This is a genomic window from Ruegeria sp. ANG10 (assembly GCF_040705255.1).
GTDB lineage: Bacteria > Pseudomonadota > Alphaproteobacteria > Rhodobacterales > Rhodobacteraceae > Ruegeria.
Window position 1 is genome coordinate 505,732 of sequence record NZ_JBFCVU010000001.1, and the last position, 17,436, is coordinate 523,167.

The 17,436-nt window shown below is 59.3% G+C and carries 14 protein-coding genes; 4 read left to right on the forward strand and 10 right to left on the reverse strand.

Going from position 1 to position 17,436, the window contains the following annotated elements; genetic code table 11:
* Window positions 1-29: 29 nt before the first annotated feature.
* From AB1A64_RS02370 to AB1A64_RS02380, 3 genes are all read right to left on the reverse strand, one after another.
* Window positions 30-1,400: a nucleotide sugar dehydrogenase gene (locus AB1A64_RS02370; RefSeq protein ID WP_366549931.1), complete on the reverse strand. Its 1,371-nt coding sequence runs from the start codon at window positions 1,398-1,400 to the stop codon at window positions 30-32.
* A gap of 221 nt (window positions 1,401-1,621) precedes the next feature.
* A complete protein-coding gene (locus tag AB1A64_RS02375; RefSeq protein ID WP_366549932.1) occupies window positions 1,622-2,797 on the reverse strand; it encodes a glycosyltransferase family 1 protein in 1,176 nt (391 codons plus the stop codon).
* 44 nt (window positions 2,798-2,841) lie between these two features.
* On the reverse strand, window positions 2,842-3,927 hold the full coding sequence (locus AB1A64_RS02380; RefSeq protein ID WP_366549933.1) for an NAD-dependent epimerase/dehydratase family protein: 1,086 nt from the start codon (window positions 3,925-3,927) through the stop codon (window positions 2,842-2,844).
* A 159-nt stretch (window positions 3,928-4,086) separates the two neighbouring features.
* Between AB1A64_RS02380 and AB1A64_RS02385 the strand changes: the two genes are divergently transcribed.
* Window positions 4,087-5,142 (forward strand): Gfo/Idh/MocA family oxidoreductase, encoded by a 1,056-nt coding sequence (locus AB1A64_RS02385; protein WP_366549934.1) that lies wholly within the window; start codon window positions 4,087-4,089, stop codon window positions 5,140-5,142.
* Entirely contained in the window at window positions 5,139-6,059 is a 921-nt protein-coding gene (locus tag AB1A64_RS02390; protein WP_366549935.1) for a glycosyltransferase, read from the forward strand. Before AB1A64_RS02385 ends, AB1A64_RS02390 begins: the two co-directional genes overlap by 4 nt.
* 7 nt (window positions 6,060-6,066) lie before the next feature.
* Here the strand turns inward: AB1A64_RS02390 and AB1A64_RS02395 are convergent, their stop codons facing one another.
* Window positions 6,067-7,269 carry a glycosyltransferase family 4 protein gene (locus tag AB1A64_RS02395; RefSeq protein ID WP_366549936.1) on the reverse strand — a complete coding sequence of 401 codons (1,203 nt, stop codon included), beginning with the start codon at window positions 7,267-7,269 and terminating at the stop codon, window positions 6,067-6,069.
* 159 nt (window positions 7,270-7,428) lie between these two features.
* On the opposite strand from AB1A64_RS02395, the gene AB1A64_RS02400 reads away from it, so the two are divergent.
* Window positions 7,429-8,709 carry a glycosyltransferase family 4 protein gene (locus AB1A64_RS02400; RefSeq protein ID WP_366549937.1) on the forward strand — a complete coding sequence of 427 codons (1,281 nt, stop codon included), beginning with the start codon at window positions 7,429-7,431 and terminating at the stop codon, window positions 8,707-8,709.
* A gap of 8 nt (window positions 8,710-8,717) precedes the next feature.
* Here AB1A64_RS02400 and AB1A64_RS02405 read toward each other — a convergent pair whose 3' ends face one another.
* The 6 genes from AB1A64_RS02405 to AB1A64_RS02430 form a co-directional block, all read right to left on the reverse strand.
* Window positions 8,718-10,247: a GMC oxidoreductase gene (locus AB1A64_RS02405; RefSeq protein ID WP_366549938.1), complete on the reverse strand. Its 1,530-nt coding sequence runs from the start codon at window positions 10,245-10,247 to the stop codon at window positions 8,718-8,720.
* An 18-nt stretch (window positions 10,248-10,265) separates the two neighbouring features.
* The gene (locus AB1A64_RS02410; protein WP_366549939.1) at window positions 10,266-11,237 is read right to left on the reverse strand and encodes an NAD-dependent epimerase/dehydratase family protein; all 972 of its coding nucleotides are present in this window, start codon (window positions 11,235-11,237) and stop codon (window positions 10,266-10,268) included.
* Window positions 11,238-11,329: 92 nt separating this feature from the next.
* Window positions 11,330-12,073 carry a polysaccharide deacetylase family protein gene (locus AB1A64_RS02415; RefSeq protein ID WP_366549940.1) on the reverse strand — a complete coding sequence of 248 codons (744 nt, stop codon included), beginning with the start codon at window positions 12,071-12,073 and terminating at the stop codon, window positions 11,330-11,332.
* Between the two features lie 3 nt (window positions 12,074-12,076).
* Window positions 12,077-13,516 carry an FAD-dependent oxidoreductase gene (locus tag AB1A64_RS02420; RefSeq protein ID WP_366549941.1) on the reverse strand — a complete coding sequence of 480 codons (1,440 nt, stop codon included), beginning with the start codon at window positions 13,514-13,516 and terminating at the stop codon, window positions 12,077-12,079.
* The gene (locus AB1A64_RS02425) at window positions 13,513-14,487 is read right to left on the reverse strand and encodes a lysylphosphatidylglycerol synthase transmembrane domain-containing protein (RefSeq protein WP_366549942.1); all 975 of its coding nucleotides are present in this window, start codon (window positions 14,485-14,487) and stop codon (window positions 13,513-13,515) included. The genes AB1A64_RS02420 and AB1A64_RS02425 overlap by 4 nt, the downstream gene beginning before the upstream one ends.
* A gap of 1 nt (window position 14,488) precedes the next feature.
* On the reverse strand, window positions 14,489-15,406 hold the full coding sequence (locus tag AB1A64_RS02430) for a glycosyltransferase family 2 protein (RefSeq protein ID WP_366549943.1): 918 nt from the start codon (window positions 15,404-15,406) through the stop codon (window positions 14,489-14,491).
* A gap of 595 nt (window positions 15,407-16,001) precedes the next feature.
* On the opposite strand from AB1A64_RS02430, the gene AB1A64_RS02435 reads away from it, so the two are divergent.
* Window positions 16,002-17,435 (forward strand): lipopolysaccharide biosynthesis protein, encoded by a 1,434-nt coding sequence (locus tag AB1A64_RS02435; protein ID WP_366549944.1) that lies wholly within the window; start codon window positions 16,002-16,004, stop codon window positions 17,433-17,435.
* Window position 17,436 lies beyond the last annotated feature (1 nt).

The following is a 17,436-nucleotide window of genomic DNA, read 5'->3' on the forward strand; positions in this document are numbered from 1 at the left end:
GCCGAATGCGATGCAGGCGATTGACAGTTTCAAAGCTTGACGAGTCTTCCTCCCGTGGCCGGTATCCCTGCTTTTTCAAAAACGTTGCGTGTGTCGAAGACAAGAGCCGCCTCTTGGGCAACCAGATCGTAGTCCGGGGCACTGTGGTCGGTGATAACGGCTACTGCCGCATAGCGTTTCAGGTTTTCGGCTGTCAGCGGCTGGGATGTTCGTCCTGCAAGCTGCGGGAATTCCCCGCCTTCGGGCAGGCGTGGGAAATAGGGATCGTGATAATCCACCTCGGCCCCCAGCTTTTCCAGCTCGTCCAGCAGAACCAAAGCCGGGCTGCGGCGGGTGTCTTCGACATCCCGCTTATAGGCGATACCCATCAGCAAAATCTTCTGTCCAGTCAGTGGTTGACCGGTTTCCGCCAGCGCAGAACCGTTGCGAGCCGTCAGTTCCGCAGCGATCCGCGCGGCCAGCATCTGCGGGACCGCGTCATTACTGCTGCGTGCTAGGTTGATGATCGGCGTATCCGATCCCGCATCTGCGGCGCGCCAGGCCAGATAGGCCGGGGACACAGGAATGCAGGCGCCTCCGATGCCGGGGCCGGGATAGAAGGGCATAAAGCCAAAGGGCTTTGTGGCTGCAGCCTCGATCACCTCCCAGACATCAACATCCATCGCTTCAAGCGCGGTTTTCAGTTCGTTGACCAGGGCGATGTTTACGGTGCGAAAGCTGTTCTCGACCAGTTTCACCGCCTCGGCAGTAGCGGCCGAACTGACCGGCACGGCGCTGGTGACGATGGCGCGATAGAAATCCTCGACCAGTTGCCGCGACAGCGGATCATCGGCCCCGACCACTTTGGGAATGCTGTGTGTGTCGAACTTGTCATTGCCGGGGTCTTCACGCTCGGGCGAGAAAGCCAGAAAGAAATCACTGCCCGCGCGCAAACCACCTGCTTCGAGGATGGGCTGGACCAGAGTTGTTGTGGCACCGGGCCAGACGCTGCTTTCCAGCACCACCATCTGACCGGGGCGCAATTGTTGCGCGATGGTTTGGGCGGCGGCAGCGACATAGCGCATATCCGGGTCCTGCGCATCGGTCAGTGGGGTCGGCACGCAGATCAACACGATATCTGCATCGGCCAGTGCCGCAGGGTCCTGCGTGGCGCGGAACCGGCCGCTGTCCACCGCCTGCGCGATCCGGTCTGAGGCCAGGTACGATATGACCTGATCGCCCTGATTGATCCGCGCCACCCGGTCTGGGTTGAGGTCAACGCCGGTTGTGTCGAACCCCTCATCATAGGCGGTCAGCGCCAGTGGCAGGCCGACATAGCCCAAACCAACCACAGCAACCCGCGCGTCGCGCGTGGCGATAAGCTGCCCGAGGGACTGATGGTGCGAGGTTTCGTAGTTCATAATTTACCCTGATCTTACAAAGTCAGACTGAAATCAATTCACGGTATGGCTGTCGGAAATTCTAACCTCTTCCACGGATAGGAGGAAGGGGGTGCGAATCCAACAAATTTGTCAGCCTGGTTCCAGACTGCCGTACCGCGTTTCCAATAAGGGTTCAATTCTTAGGCGGACACAGAATTGTTGCGGGAATTTTGAAATAGGCGCACCAGGGAAAAAATTTGTTACTCCGGGCTTAGCGCCCTCCGAAACGATGCCTCGGCCAGTTCCGCACCTTTGTCCCAGCTAAAGTTTGAGGCTTGTGCCAGCGCCTTTTGCGACAGGTCTTTTTGCAGCCCGGGTTCAGTCAGTAAGCGGATGGTTTGATCCGCAAGGGCCTGGCTGGATAGGGGGTCGAAATAAAGCCCGCCATCGCCCACCACCTCGGGCAGGCTGCCGCGATCCGAGGACAGAACGGGGGTGCCGCATGACATCGCCTCGAGCGCGGGCAGGCCGAACCCCTCCCAAAGCGAGGGGAAGACCAGCGCATCAGCGGTATTGAGCAGGGCGGCAAGTTCGGGGTCATCAATCTCTCCGGTGAAAATGATGCGCTCGGACCGGGAGGCATCAGCGGCGGCACTGGCCTTGAGGTCCTCGATATTGTCCCAGAACCGCGCCCCTGTGGTGCGCCCGACAATAGCTAGGCGTGTGTCCGGTGCTTTCCGAAGGATCTGAGGCATGGCTTCAATTAGGCGCAATACGTTTTTATGACGGTTGAACCCGCCCAGATAGACCAAAAGCGGTGCGCCCGCGGGGATGCCATAGGCCTCTCGGGCTTTCATCAAAACCCTATTGTCCTGAATAGGCTGAAAGATATCCTCGGCCCCTTCGGTGATCGTGTCAATTCGCGCGCGAGGAATGCGCAGAATACTTGTCAGGTCGTTTGCCGAGGCGTCCGAGATCGTCATCACCCGTGTTGCCTGCATCTTGGCCAACCAGCATTTGGCCTGCCACAGCCGGAAATTCAGGCGTTTTGGAAAGATCAGGTCGGGAAAGCGTTCAGGGATCGTGTCGTGATAACAGACCACCGTGGGGCGTCGGGACGGCAGCGGAAAATAGGAATAAACCGCCGGGTAAAAGAACACGTCGCAGTCGATGCGCCGGGCCGCCCTGGCCATTGTCAGCAGATCGGCCCCGCCCCGCGCTTTGGCCCCTGATGAGGCCTCGGACATCGATAATTCAGAGCCTGCAATGCGAGTTTCGACACCTTCCGGCACGGGGCGTGTCGGTTCCTGATCAAACAGGAGCGTATAGCGAAAGCCGCTATTGCGGGCGGCCAGAGCAGCGACCAGATTCCGGGTGAACCGGCCAAAACCGCGTTCATTGTCCCAGGGTGTTACGTCAATGGCGATGTGGGTCAAAGGTCTTGGTTCCTGATAACATGCAGTAACTGGTTAAAATTAAACTATTTTCCATACCTGTTGCGCAGATAAGCCTGAGTGGCCTCCAACCCGGAGTCGAGGTCGTATTCCGGTGCATAACCCAGTCTGGCCCGCGCATGGTTGATCTGGCAATGCCCCTTGGTCGAGAACAGATCCAGCATATAGCGATCTGGGTAAACCTCGCCCTGTTGCGGCAGCCGTTGTTTCACCATTTGCACTATCCCCTCAAACCTCTCGCGACCGATCCAGCCTCGGGCAGCGGCACTGATCCGGGCAGCCAGCGGCGGTGTGTCGGGGATTGCGCCGGGTTCCTCGGGTGGCAACCCTTCTGCGAGATCGGCCAGCGGAACATAACGAATGCTGCCCCGACCGATGATGTTGGCATAGCCGGTCAACAGAGAGGACCATGAAAACGGGCGCGCGCCTGAAATGATGAACCGTTCTTGTCCAAGCCCCTCCAGCACTGCGGCGCGCAGCATGGCCTGAACCAGATCGTCGACGAACACTGCGTTGCACAGCCCCTCGGGTTCGGGCAGCACCACACTGCCTGCGGCCATCCAATCGGCCAGCCGGTCTGTCCAGAGCATGCTGCCGGGGCCATACACCAACGTTGGTTGCAGGATCGCAACCGGGAAATTCCCTTGTAGCAAGGCCTGTTCCATCGCCATTTTGGCTTGGCTGTACGGTGTGCCTCCGGCTTGGGACAGGGGGCTGTCTTCGGTCAGATTTTCCTGTGGCCAGCCGTCATAGACGACAATGGAACTGATATGGATGATCCGTCCGACCTTAGCAGCTTCGGCGACCTGTCTGAGGGTGTCGAAGGTTGCAAGGTTTTCGGCTGCAGGCGCGCGCATGTCATAGGCCAGATGAAACAGTACGTCCTGATCGCGCAGGGCGGATTTCATCGCAGCCCCATCGCCAAGCGATCCTGTCACGACCTTTGCGCCCATTGCCGCAAGTGCGTGCGCGCCATGGCGGCTGCGCAACAGAACGGTGACCTTGGCACCCGCATCCAGCAAGGCCGGAACAAGCCGTTTACCGACAAAACCGGTTGCTCCGGTCACGAAGACCGAATTGCCATTCAGGCGGTCCAATCCGGTGATGCTCACAACTTCAAATCCCCTGTGATCCCGTTTTGTCGGCAAATGTCATCTTTCAGAAACCTAGCGTGGAGGCAGCGTCTGTGCTACTCCGCTTATAGGTGAATTGTTGTTAAAGATGCCGGGTGTAACCCTGTTGCGCACCCGTGATTGTTAATGAGGAATTGAATGAAGATCGGTGTGATCGGGGCGGCCGGAAAGATCGGCCAAATGCGGGTTCAGAACATTCTTGAGTCTCCTGACGCTGAATTGGCGGCGGTTCTGGACTTGGAGTTTCATCGCGCCGTGGCTGTGGCGGATGGCGCGCCTGCCTTTACCGATCTCGACCGGTTTTTTGCCACGCCGATGGATGCGGTGGTGATCTCGACTCCGGCGCATATACGTGAACCGCTCTGCCTGCGGGCCTTTGCCGAAGGCCTGCATGTGCTGACCGAAAAGCCGCTGTCCCCGACCGTGGAAGGGGCAAGGCGGATCGTCGATGCGGCGAAAAAGGCTGGCAAGGCTTTGGGGGCCGGGTTCAACATGCGCTATTACCCGTCCTTCGCCCATGTGAAAGAGGTCGCAACCTCGGGCGAGATCGGAGAGATCGACCATGTCCGCGTATATGGCGGCCATGACGGGTTGGGCCATTTCACCCATGATTGGGAATATCAGGCTGAATTTTCCGGCGGCGGTGCCCTGTGGGATGTGGGCATCCACATGACCGACATGGCGCGTTTCATTCTGGGTGAAATCACCAGCGTTTACGGTGTGGCCACCAACACGGTCTGGAACGTGCCGGGGTCCGAGGATAACGCGGTGGCGATCTTCAAGAACCCCGATGGTATTCCGGCGATCTATCAGGCCTGCTGGAATGACTGGAAAGGTTATCAGAGCGTGATCGAGGTTTACGGATCGCGCGGCATGGTGCGCGGGGCCTATGCGCCAATGCAGAACCTTGTCATCACCATGGATAAGCCGGGTGGCGCGCCCAAACGGGTGCGCAAGTTTTATCCGGAAATCATGGTGCGCGAGAAACTGAAATCCTGGAAATCGACCGCTATCCTGTCTTTTGGCGACGAACTGGCCGACTTCATCCGTCTGACCCGTGGTGAAACTGGTCTGAACTGCGCCGACGGTCATGCAGGCCTGCGCGCGGTCGAAATCGCCGCCGCCGTGCCGGAAAGCACGCGCAGCTGTCAGCCGGTTGAACTGGACAATCTTGGGGACATGACAATCCAATGAGCAGCGATCCGACCCTTTCCATCGTTCTGACCATCGTGCAAGGCGGCAGCTATGTGCGGGATTTTCTAGAAGCCGTGCGCAGTTTCGACGACCCACCGCCGCTGGATGTGATCATTCCCTATGACGCCAGCGTCGCCGATGTGGCTCAATACGCCGATGACTATCCCGAAGTGCGGTTTCTGGATCTGGGCGTGATCGACCCGATCCGCCCGATCACCTCTGAGGCGGGCAAGCACGAGCTTTATGATCGCCGCCGTTCAGCCGGGCTGGCCGCAGCCACGGGCGACATCATCGGCATTCTCGAAGACCGGGGTCTGCCGCAATCCGACTGGGCGCGCACCATCGTGCGGCTTTATGCAGAGACCGGAAAGAACGTAATCGGCGGCGCGATTGAATGCATGGAGCCGGTCAGCCCCTTGAACTGGGCTTTTTATGTCACCGATTTCGGCCGCTACGGGCGACCGTTTGAAACCGGCCCGGCAGATTGGGTATCGGACGTGAACTTGACCTATAGCCGCAAGGCGCTGGATGAGACGCAGCACCTGTGGAAAGACCGCTATCACGAACCGATCGTGCACTGGCACCTGATCGAACAGGGTGAGGAGCTATGGCTGTCGAACGAGGTGGTCGTGCATCACCATCGGCCCAAGGCAACTTTCCGAGAATTGCTGCCCGAACGCTTTGACTGGGGTCGTCTGTTCGGTGAAATTCGGGTGCGCAATCAAAGTAATGCAAAGCGGTTGATGCTGATCCTGGCGGGGCCGCTGATCCCGCCGCTGCTTTGGGTGCGTCACTATAAGCTGCAGGCCAGCAAGGGGCGAGGGATGCGGTACCTCAAGGCATTGCCTTACGTCATGCTGCTGTCGACGGCATGGACGCTTGGCGAGGTCTGGGGCTACATCACCAAACGCCCCTGATCTGCGGTCACTTTTGGCGACCTGCCAGATCGTAATAGGTCTTTTCGAATTGGCGATGCACCCAATCCGGGTTGAACCGGTCTTCGCGGCTGCGTTTCAGGGCGTTTTCCGCAAGGGTGCGGCGGCGGTCTTCGTCTGACAGGACATCCGCCACGGCTGCGCAGATCGCATTGATATCGCCGATGGGTACAACCGCGCCAACACTGTCGTCAATCAGCTCGACTACCCCGGAACAGGCGGTGGCGACCGCCGGGGTTCCGGCCTGAAACGCCTCGGCGATGGTGAAGGGCAGGGCCTCCCACCGCGAGGTCAGCAGGAACAGGTCTGCCGCGCGCAAATGCCGGATCGGCTTGTCCGTGCGGCCAATGAAACGCAGGTGCTTGCCCAACCCCTTTTCCTGCGCCAGCGCATGCAATTGCGTTTCGTCCGGCCCGTCACCCGCAACGATGAAACGAAAACCTGGATGGGTGCCTTTCATCCGCGCGACGCAGTCGATCAGAATGTCGATCCCTTTCTGCGGCAGCAGGCGGGCCAGTGTGACGATCACCCGGTCACCATCCCCAAGCAGTTCGGCGCGCAGGCTGGCAATGTCTTCTGCGCTGTCCTGAGGCGGGGGTGTGACGCCCAGACCGATAACTTTCAGCTTGTCCTGTGGTACCTTGCCGATGGTGGCCAGATCCTCGGCCGAGCGGTGACTGGGCGTGATCACCAGATCGCATTTCGCGGCAATCCCTCCGAATGCGGCAATTCGCTCGGGCTCGGACCCGTGATAGGTGACGGCAAGGGGGATACGCCGCCCGGTGCGGGCCAGATTGGCAACCAGCGCGGGGGCAGATTCATGGCAGTGGATCAGATCGACCGGATTGTTCGCCAGCCAGCGCCGCAAACGCCAGGCCGCAACTGCCGTATGACGCAGCCGGTTGGCGATGCTGCCGCCATCGCCAGCGACAAAGCGGGTGGGCAGGTCAAGGAAACCCGGCTGCTGATCAGGCCCGGCCCAGATATCGGCGGTGCCTGCCAGCGTGACGCGATGATCGTTTGCCTGCAGCCACTCGCTCAGCCCTAGGATATGCCGGGTGATGCCGCCCATACCGAACTGGGTGCCCATTTCGACAACATGAAGGGGGTCTGAAGAGGAAGAGGTCTGCATCTTAAGCGGGATCGAGCCAATTTTCTGAACTATTCCCAGATCATAGCATGCGCACAGCATTTGCACATGCTGAGGTCATGGCCCGTGACAGCCTGCGTATGTTTGCAGCATGTCCGCAACACCGGTGGCTATCTGAGTGTCCGTATGGCTTGTTCCTTTCGATTGTCGCAGGGATCGTGTTTCATACCTTAAAGTTATTGGTTGTTTGGTACAATTCACATGCAGTCGCTGCGCATTCTGATGTTCACCACATTTTACCCGCCCTATTCCTTTGGCGGTGACGCCATAGGGATTCAGCGCATGGCCCGGGCGCTTGTGGCGCGCGGTCACGATGTGACGGTGGTGCATGACGAAGACAGCTATTTGATCCTGGGCGGCAAGCCGCAGGCCGAGGGCGACCCCGATGGGGTGCGGCGGATCGGGCTGCGCAGCCGCAATGGCATGATGTCGAACCTGCTGACCCAGCAGCTGGGCCGACCCGTTGTACACGCCGCCCGCATCCGCGAGATACTGGCTGAACGGAAACCGGATATCATCTGGCACAACAACACCTCTCTGATTGGCGGGCCCGGCCTGTTGCCGATGGGGGAGGGGTTAAAAGTATATGAGGCGCATGAGCATTGGCTGGTCTGCCCCACCCATGTTCTGTGGCGGTACGGGCGCGAGCTGTGCGACGCGCGCCAATGCCTACGCTGCGTGCTAAATCACAAACGTCCGCCGCAGCTGTGGCGCTATACCGGCGCGCTGGACCGGGCGCTGGATCATATGGATCTGATCATTGCAAAAAGCGAATTCAGTCGCGCCAAACATCGCGAATTCGGATTACGTCAGGACATGCAGGTGCTGCCCTATTTCCTGCCCGATCTCGACCAGAATGCCCTGCCGGAACCAGCGGCCCATGATCGTCCTTATTTCCTGTTCGTCGGGAGGCTGGAAAAGATCAAAGGGCTTCAAGACGTGTTTCCGGCTTTTGACCGCTATCCGGATGCCGATCTGCTGATCCTGGGCGACGGTGACTATGCGGATGAGTTAAAGAGCCAAACCGCAGGCAATGACCGGATTCAATTCCTGGGCCGCAAAACCCTTGAGGAGCTTAACGCCTATTACCGCGGTGCGATCGGGTTGATCGTTCCGTCGGTTTGCTATGAGACGTTCGGCATCATCCTGATTGAAAGCTTCCGTCTGGGCACGCCGGTGATTGCCCGTAGGTTGGGCCCATTCCCCGAGATCGTGGAACGGGCCGGGGGTGGATCGCTGTTTGAAACCGAGGATGATTTGATCGAGGCGATGCGTGAATTGCAGCACCAGCCGGACCAGCGCGGGGTGCAGGGAACTGCGGCGCGCAAGGCCTTTCTGGACATTTGGCATGAGACCTCGGTGCTTGAAGCCTATGGTGCGGCGCTGGCGCGTGCGGCGCATGGAAAAGGTGATCGGGCGCTTTCTGCGGCGCTGGAGGCCGGTGCGTTCGAGAACGGAGCGCGTGCAGCATCACTTGCATGAACAGAGCGCTAGAGGGTCAGCGTGCCAATTCGATGGGCATTGGCCATGACCGAGAAGGTGATGGTTGTGGCTGGGATGCTGGGCAGGCTTGAGGCGTCAACAAGATGCACCCGTGACAACCCTTTGGGTCGCCCGAGGATGTCGGATTGCCCCGAACTGGGCACTTTGGCCATGGGAACCGAGCCACCGACGTGAAAGCTTGACCCCACATCACCCGGACGGCGGGCAAAGGTCAGCGGTGCAAGCCCTGCCAGCTTCATGACCTGTGCAAGTCGAGAGGTAGCCCGCGCCATGACCGTTTCGGTTTCGTCATTGGGGTTCACTGTTGAGGCAAGCCGCCCGTCGGTGGCCAGAGTCAGGTTGATCCTGGCAGAATGGGCCGAATGCAGGAACGCTTGCGCTACGATCAACCGCCGCGCGAGCATCCGCCATAAAGGGGCAGAACCGGGCAGTTTTGAACCATAACTGTTGATCAGGTCATGGGCGTAGAACTCGTTCCAGGTATAGACCTGTGTGTGGACCAGATGGGGCGAGACCTTGGGGTCGTCTAGTTCTATGAATATCTGCGGCAGGGTGTGATAGGGCCTTTGATCCGGACGGCGCGGCACGCGCCAGCGATGCAGGCTGGGCAGAAAGAAATGCTGGCTGTCCTGTAACTGCAAACTGGTGGTTGGCTCTGGCGAAGAGGCCAGAAGCAAACGCGCCGTTTCCAGAACCCCGGCGGCGACAAAGACACGGGTCGCTTTCAGGGTTTCGCCATTGTCCAGCGTAACTGTGACGTGGTCGGTATGTTCTTCGAACCGGTGGACCAGACCGGTGCGGATTTGAAACGCAGAGTGATGGCGCAAGTCATCCAATGTTTTTTGGGCGGAATAAATGTACCCCCAAGGGCATCCATGCAGACACTGGCCGCAATACTGGCAGCCGGGATCAACGGCCAATCGGGACATCCCGATAGTGGCCCCAAAGTCTGACAGACCGCTTTCCTGTTGCTCCAGCATCTGCAACATCTGCTGCGCCTGTGGGGACGGGTTCAGCGGCACCCGATCCCGCATCGCAAGCACGGGAAACAAAGCCTGCAAATCGTCCTGTCGACCGCTTATCGGAAGGAACTGGGCGACGGCCCGGTAATGCGGTGACAGGTCCTCAATGCTGATCGGCCAGTCGGCGATATCTTCGGCGCGGTTGGGCAGAACCGCCGACCCCCAAAGGTTGGACAACCCGCCAGTGGCATGCGAGGCCCGCAAGCCGATTTGATCCGGCGACACCAGTGTCTTGGCGCCCGGCACCATGGCAAAATCCGACCCGAACCGGCGCACCTGTCCCGGCGGCGTGTCGAATTGCGGAGCCTGCCAGATTTTTTGGTCATCAACAGACCAGGTGTCGGGATCCGAAGCCGCCAGCTTGTCACGGCGGTCTTGCGCCGAGGCCTCCAGCCTGCCACCCGGGTCCAGCATCAGAACCTGACGCCCCCGGTTCAGCAGAGCCATGGCCACAGACACGCCGGAAAGCCCGGAGCCGATCACCAGATCAGTCACAGGTGAGAACCTGACGGCTCATGCAGAAACCGGGGACTGCATTTCGGTGATGATATCTTCGATAGTCTGCTGCAGCGTGCGCATTGGGCGGAATCCGGTGACGCGCTCCAGCTTTGAAACATCGGGCAGGCGGCGCTGCATATCCTCGAACCCCTCGGGATATACTGCGTCATAGGGAACATAGCGGATTTCCGAGCTGGACCCGGTGATCTCAATGACCTTTTCAGCCAAGGCGCGGATTGTGATTTCTTCGTTCGAGCCGATATTGAACACTTCGCCTTTTGCCTGCGGTGCACTCATCAGCAGCCCCAGTGCCTTGACCACATCGGCCACATGACCGAAGCAACGCGATTGCTCTCCACTGCCATGCACCATCAGGGGCGCGCCCTCCAGCGCGGCTTTCACGAAATTCGGCAACACCATGCCATAGCGTCCCGTCTGTCGCGGACCGGTGGTGTTGAAAAACCGCAGAACCGTGACCGGTAGACCGGATTCGCGCGCATGGGCCAGCGCAAGAAATTCATCCAGCGTCTTGGCACAGGCATAAGACCAGCGCAGGTTGCGCGTGGCACCGATGGTCAGATCGTCGTCTTCTTGAAATGGGAATTTTGTACTTTTCCCGTAAACCTCGGACGTAGACGCAACAAATGTATAGGTCTTGCTCGGCAAGGCCGCATCCAGAACGTTCTCGGTGCCCGCAACATTGGTCAGGATCGAGCGGCTGGGTTCATCCATGATCAGTTTGACGCCAACGGCGGCGGCCAGATGAAAAACAACATCAGCCGGACGAACCAGATCGGTGACCATCTGGCGATCCAGAATTGAGCCTTCGGTGAATGTGAAATTCGGGTGGTCCGCAACCGAGGTCAGATTTGCCAGCCGTCCGGTCGAAAGATCATCAAAGACCGTGACCGTGTGGCCATCCCGGATCAGTCGTTCCGTCAGATGAGAGCCTATAAACCCGGCGCCACCGGTAACCAGAATATGCATTTGTTCGTACCTGTTACTTGTTGAAAACCAATTTACCGGATCGTACAACCCGCGCTGCGTATCCGGCTATAGTCGCAGGCGGAAAAATCTGTTCACCACGGTTGCCCGCGTATGGCCGCGCGCACCCCCCGCAGTGTCTTGCGCGCCGCCAGATAGGTTTTTCCGTGCCCCTCCAGATGGGCTTTCCAGCGGGTGATGTCAGTAAAATAGAACATCTCGAGCCGGGGTAGATCGTGGATATCGTCCCCTGCTTTGGCCACGCCCAACCGGGTGCCGACCGAAGTGTCGTAATGCTGCGCGATCTGTCTGAGCACGCTGTTGTTCGACGCGCCGTAAGGCGGTGCGAAATGCCGGACAGGTTGGCCCAGCCTCGCGGCAATGTCCTGACCGGATCCGCTTACTTCCTCTTCCAGCATGAGCGTATCCAGCGTGGTGAGATCAGGATGGCTGACACTATGCGCGCCAAAACAGACCCCTTCACCCGCCAGGGCTTCGATCTTGTCCCAACCCATCAGGGGTCGGGGCGGGATGTTGCCTCCGGCCCAATGGTCCATACCGCCCATCAGACCCGAGGGCAGATAAACGATGGGGCAGAAGCCATGTTCACGCAGGATGGGCCAGGCTGTATCGGCGAAATCTTCAAACCCGTCATCGAAACTGATGATGACCACACGCGGGCCGGGCGGGTTGGCCAACGCATCGGGTGTGACCACCGGCAGGCCGGATGCCGCCAGCGCCTGCATCTGGGCCTTGAACACCTCGGGCGCGATTGAGGTCGGCCCCAGCGCATCCGAGATCGAATGATACATCAGGATATCGGCCTGCCAGGCGGTCATGGGTCAGTCTTCCACCACATGAGTGGCAAAGACCTCGCGATATTTATTCCATTTCGCGCGGTCGACCTGACCTTTGCCATTGATGCAATCCGCCGCGCCATAGGCCATGGCAAAGGCGTGGTGGGTGTTGTCATGGGCGAACAATCCCTGACGTCCAAATACGAGCAATCCGTCCAGATCTGAAAGCCACTGATCAACCGTATCAAACCGCGCCTCGTACCCCACGTCGTAAACCGGATAGGCGTGGCTCAGCCGCCGGGTTTCGCAACGGCGGACCGGAACGGTAACCGGCAGGCCCAGCTGGTCCAGCCATTTGGTGAACTCCTGCCCCAATTCTTCGTCGGACATGGACCACCACTTTTCATCCGGATCACAGGGCAGCTCGGCGCACAGCACGGTCACGCCCTTCGGTGCGCCACTGGCGTTATAGTTCTTGGGTTCCGACATCCGGCTGATCGGGATCGACAATTCCGGAAAGTAATGCGCGTCGAACTCGGTGAATTGGTCTGTCTCGAGCACCAGATACAGCAGGATCATGCCCCTAAACCGGATGGCGCGGGCGGCCTCGACCACTTCCGGCGGAGGGGCGTCGATCAAGCGCGTCAACCCGGTCAGCGGAATGGTCGACAGGATCAGATCGCCGGTCACATGCCGATCGCTGTCGCCGTCGCGGATCGTCAGGCCGGTGATACGGTCGCCGTCGCGGTCAATCCCGGTGATCTCGGTGTTGAACATGAAGGTGGCACCATTTGCGCGCGCACTCTCCTGCATCGCGTCTGAGATTTGTCCGAACCCTTTGCGTGGATAGAAAAACCGCCCCGCTGTTTCGCTGCGCAGCCCCGGCACCAGGCGCAGCATCTTCATCAGGATCTTGCCAACCGATCCGCTGCCGACCCGGCGCTCGGCCAGCTTGACGGCCAGCTTTTCCGGATCCAGCCCCCAGAGCTTACGCACGTAGGGGAAATAGAAATTGTCCGAAATCGTCGGCCCCAACCCATCATAAAGCACGGTGGAGAATGTCTCGGGGCCCGTGCTTTTCTTGCGGAACGGCTTCAGCACCATGTCCCCGATCAGTGACGCGGCAAAGGGCTTGGGCAGGCGCATCAGCGCGTCGGTCAGTTTCAGCGGGAAGTGAATCCATTTACCGCCCAGCCGGATACGCCCATGCCGTGGGCGCAGCTGCAGATCGTCACCCAAAAGGGTTTTCACATCTTGCAGAACCTCAGGCTCTGCCGCCGGATGAAACCGGTGGGAGCCATAGTCGCAGATCACGCCTTCGACCGGGAATGAGGCTGAATTGCCGCCTGCAATGGGGGCCCGTTCGATCACGGTCACCTTGGCCTGTCCGGTCAGGGCGTATGCGGCGGCCAGACCTGCGGGTCCGGCACCGAGTATGATGATTTCAGGCTTGTCCTCGCCTGATGGTCGGGAAACATCCGTCACTTGCACTCTTCCTTTTGGGAATTTGCCGGAGTGCTGAACCGCATTCCGGACATTGTCAGAACCAGCGCGCCAAACCCGCCCGCTGTAAACAGAACAACCTGCCAGACCAGCCCGGCGGCTACGACGGCAGGCGCGCTGGCACCAAAAGGGGCCAGAAAGCCCGCCAACGTGGCCTCGCGTAGGCCCAGCCCGTTCAGCGACACCGGCAGAACTGCGATGATCTTGGCCAGCGGCCAGGCAAATATCCACGGCCCCGCGTCCACATTGACACCTGCCGCGATGGCCAGCCACCAGGCCAGCATGACCAGCAACAGCTGGATCAAAACCGACGCAATAAAGGCGATGGCCAGTGTGCCCGGTTTGCGGCCCAATCCGGCCAGCGCATCAGCCAGGCGATGGGCAAAGCCCTTACCAGGCAGAGATGGGATATAGCGCCAGGGCAGGGGCAGCAGGCGCGGCAGTGCGATCATGCCCGCCAGCGCCGCAAGCAGGACCAGCGCCACCGGCCAGATCATATGCCCGCCCTCGGCACGTTCCCATGTCAGAACCAGACCCAGGCAGGACAAGGTCAACAGGGCCACCATGTCGATCAGCCGGTCAACGGTTGCGCCCGCGACGACCCGTGCCCCGTCTTTCATCGCCGCTTGTGCCATCCCGGCACGCACCGTATCGCCCCCAATCGCGCCGGGCAGGCACAGATTGGCAGCCAGCCCGGCAAAATGCGCCCGGATGGACAGCAGGGGCGGAAACCTGCGGCCCAGCAGCAGCCACCATTTCAGCGCCGCCCCCACATGGGCCAGCAGGAACAGGACCAGCACGCTTAGGAAAACCCAGATCGGGATCGCCTTGAATGCTGCCACGATGGCCTCGGCTGGAAGGACCAAAAACAGGATCGCCAGCACCAGCGCCGATCCGGCCAGCCGGATCAGCCAGCGCCGTTGATTGGGATCGGAAAGCATGCCGCGGCTCATGTCAGGGTCTGAGGTGTAGCCGCGAAATCATGTCGGCGATCAGCCCCAGCGACCAGATCATGATCGCCGCCAGGAAGGAAAACACCGCCGTTTCGCTGAGGTTCCAGTAGAACATGTCGATAATGAACTTCACCGTGCCCAGCGTGAAAAACGCCAGACCCAGCGGGATGAACACCCGCAGCGGGTTGAACAACGTGCTGATACGCAGGATCAGGATGATGAAGTTCAGAAAGTCGATCGGCCGGATTTTCGATTTGCCCACCCGTTTGCCATATTCGATCGGCGTATAGATCATCCGCTTGCTATTCGAGGTCATGCACAGTGTGATCGTGGTGGTGAACGAGAAATTCTGCGGCAGCAGCGGCAGGAACGGGATCAGCTCGGATTTGCGGAACACACGCAGCCCGGAATTGAGGTCATTGATCTTGCGCTCGGCCAGGAATGAGGCAAAGGCGAACAAGAATTTCTTGGCCGGTCGCCTCAGCAGCGGCACGTTCTTCATTGCGGCGCCCCGATCGCCCACCACCATGTCCTGATCGCGGCACATGGCCAGCATGCCCGGCAGATAGCGCGCCGGATAGGTGCTGTCGGCATCCAAGATGGCCACATATTCATACTGTGCCATCCGCACCCCACGCTTGAGGCTGGCGCCGTAGCCGGAATTGACGTCGTTGAAGGTGACGGTGGCGCCGCTGGCCTCGGCCTCGGCGCGGGTGTTGTCCTGGCTGGCATCGTCGACCACGATGATTTCGTACGGAATACCCAGCGGTTCGAGATGGGCCCGCACATCTTCAACAGTGCCACGGACGGCGTTTTCTTCGTTATAGGCAGGGATGACCACGCTCAGGCTCATGCCAGATGTATCCGGCGCGCCGGTTGGGATGTTGTCCGGGGTGATCTGCTCGGCAACCTTGTTCATGAAAATGAAATCCCTTTGCGTACTTAATGTGTATTGCGCCCTGCTTGGCATGCATGCTGTTCAGAGCGCGACGGGCTCAATTCCCATCGCTGCTTATAGTATTCAAACACAGACAGGCTGGATATAGACAATAATTTTGACAAAATTCGGTCTTTCCGGGGTCTGGTTGCCGGAATTGACCAATGCATGCGCTTACCCTGTAATGTAAAAAAGCCAGTGATGGTTTCAATTATACCCCGATGAGCCCTTAGGCCTCGGTGTAAGTTTACCATGATATTCGGTCATTTTTGATGAGGGGCATAATGTCTGGAGTGTTTCCAAATAGGAACCTATGCAAAGCTATGCGGCGCTTTGATCTCAGAATGCTTGGAAAGTCATGCAATGCAACACATGCGTCCTTGGCGGAATGTTGAGACGTTGGCAGGATATGCCCAGTGTCCACGACTATTGTCCGAGGGGTTTTGAGAATGGGAGCAGGCTGGCCGCAGTACCAAGAAGCGACGGGTGATCTCGACAGCAGTGTTTCCAAACCGCTACGCTTTGATACAGAATGCCCGCGGTTTCGCGGGGCAATAAGTCAGTGGGAAGGGTTTTGATGTCGCGGGGGCGACGTTTCACCAGCGGCGTTGCCTGGATGTCTTTCGGCGTCTGGGCAGAACAGGCATTCAATTTCATTATAATAGCCATTCTGGCGCGGTTGCTTGGGGCCGAGGCCTTCGGCCTATTGGCAATGGCTGCTGCCTTTGTTTTGTTTTCCGAGTTTCTGGTACGCGAAACCATATCCGAGATTTTGCTGACTCAGGACACGCTGACACCTGAACGGCTGAATTCGGTCTTTTGGCTTTTGGGGCTTCTGGGCGCTTGCCTGACCGCGTTGATTATTCTGGGTGCGGGGCCGGTATCGACCTTTTATGACGAAGCTATTGCCGGGCAATTGCTGATCGGGTTGTCGCCAACGGTGCTGATGATCTCGCTCACGGCGGTGCCGGTGGCGCTTTTGCGGCGCGAGATGCGGTTTCGTGTTCTCGCTGTGCGCGCGGCTCTTGGTGCAATCGTTGGCGGGGCTGTCGGGATCGGTATGGCCCTTGCAGGATACGGAGTCTGGAGCCTGGTCGGTCAGCGGGTAGCGATGACCGCCACGAATATCCTGATGGCCTGGGGCGCCGTCTCGTGGCGTCCCACCTTTCACGTGTCAGGTCACCAGATGCGGCAGGTTCTTCATTTCAGTCACCGGGTCATCGGCCTGCGCGCGGCTGAACTGGCGGCGGTACAGTCACCTGCGGTTTTGATCGGCGCGATGCTGGGCCCGGTTGCAGCCGGGTACTATGCGATTGCCTGGCGGGTTGTGGAGACGGCCTCATTTCTGACTATCACGCCGCTGCGCATGGTCTCGCAGCCCGCTTTTGCGGCGGTAACGCGCGGCGGAGGGCGCGCGTCTGAGATGCTATTGGACGTCATGCGCCTGACCGGGTTTGTGACCTTTCCGGCCTTCGCCGGATTGGCCGTCTTGTCCGAGCCGGTACTGGTGTTTTTGTTTGGTGAGAAATGGAGCCCCGCAGCGCCGGTTCTAAGTCTGATGTCCGTTTTCGGAATGTATCTCTGCACAGAAAGGGTACAGCAGACCTTTTGCCTGGCATCAGGCCAACCCGGCAGATTAGCCGTGCTGTCGTGGATCGAGGTGGTGCTTGCGACCATTGCGATCACGGTTGCCGCCCCGTATGGCGTGCCGGTAGTCACCGCCGCCTTTACCACCGTCTTTCTGATTATGTGGCCGTTCAAATTCGCCAATCTGGCCGTGATTTCAGATCAGCCTGTTTCCAGATTGGCCTCACTGCATGTCCGGCCTCTGATCTCGGCGGGGATCATGGCGGCGGGGGTTGCGGGATGTCAGGCGGTTTTGGGGGATCAGGCAAACATCTTGCGTCTGATTGTGGGCGTCGTGGCGGGTGTGGCGATCTACACCTGCCTTTCATTTGTAACGATGCGAGACCGGTTTGCGGTGCTTAAGGATCTGGCCGCTCGGGTCTGAG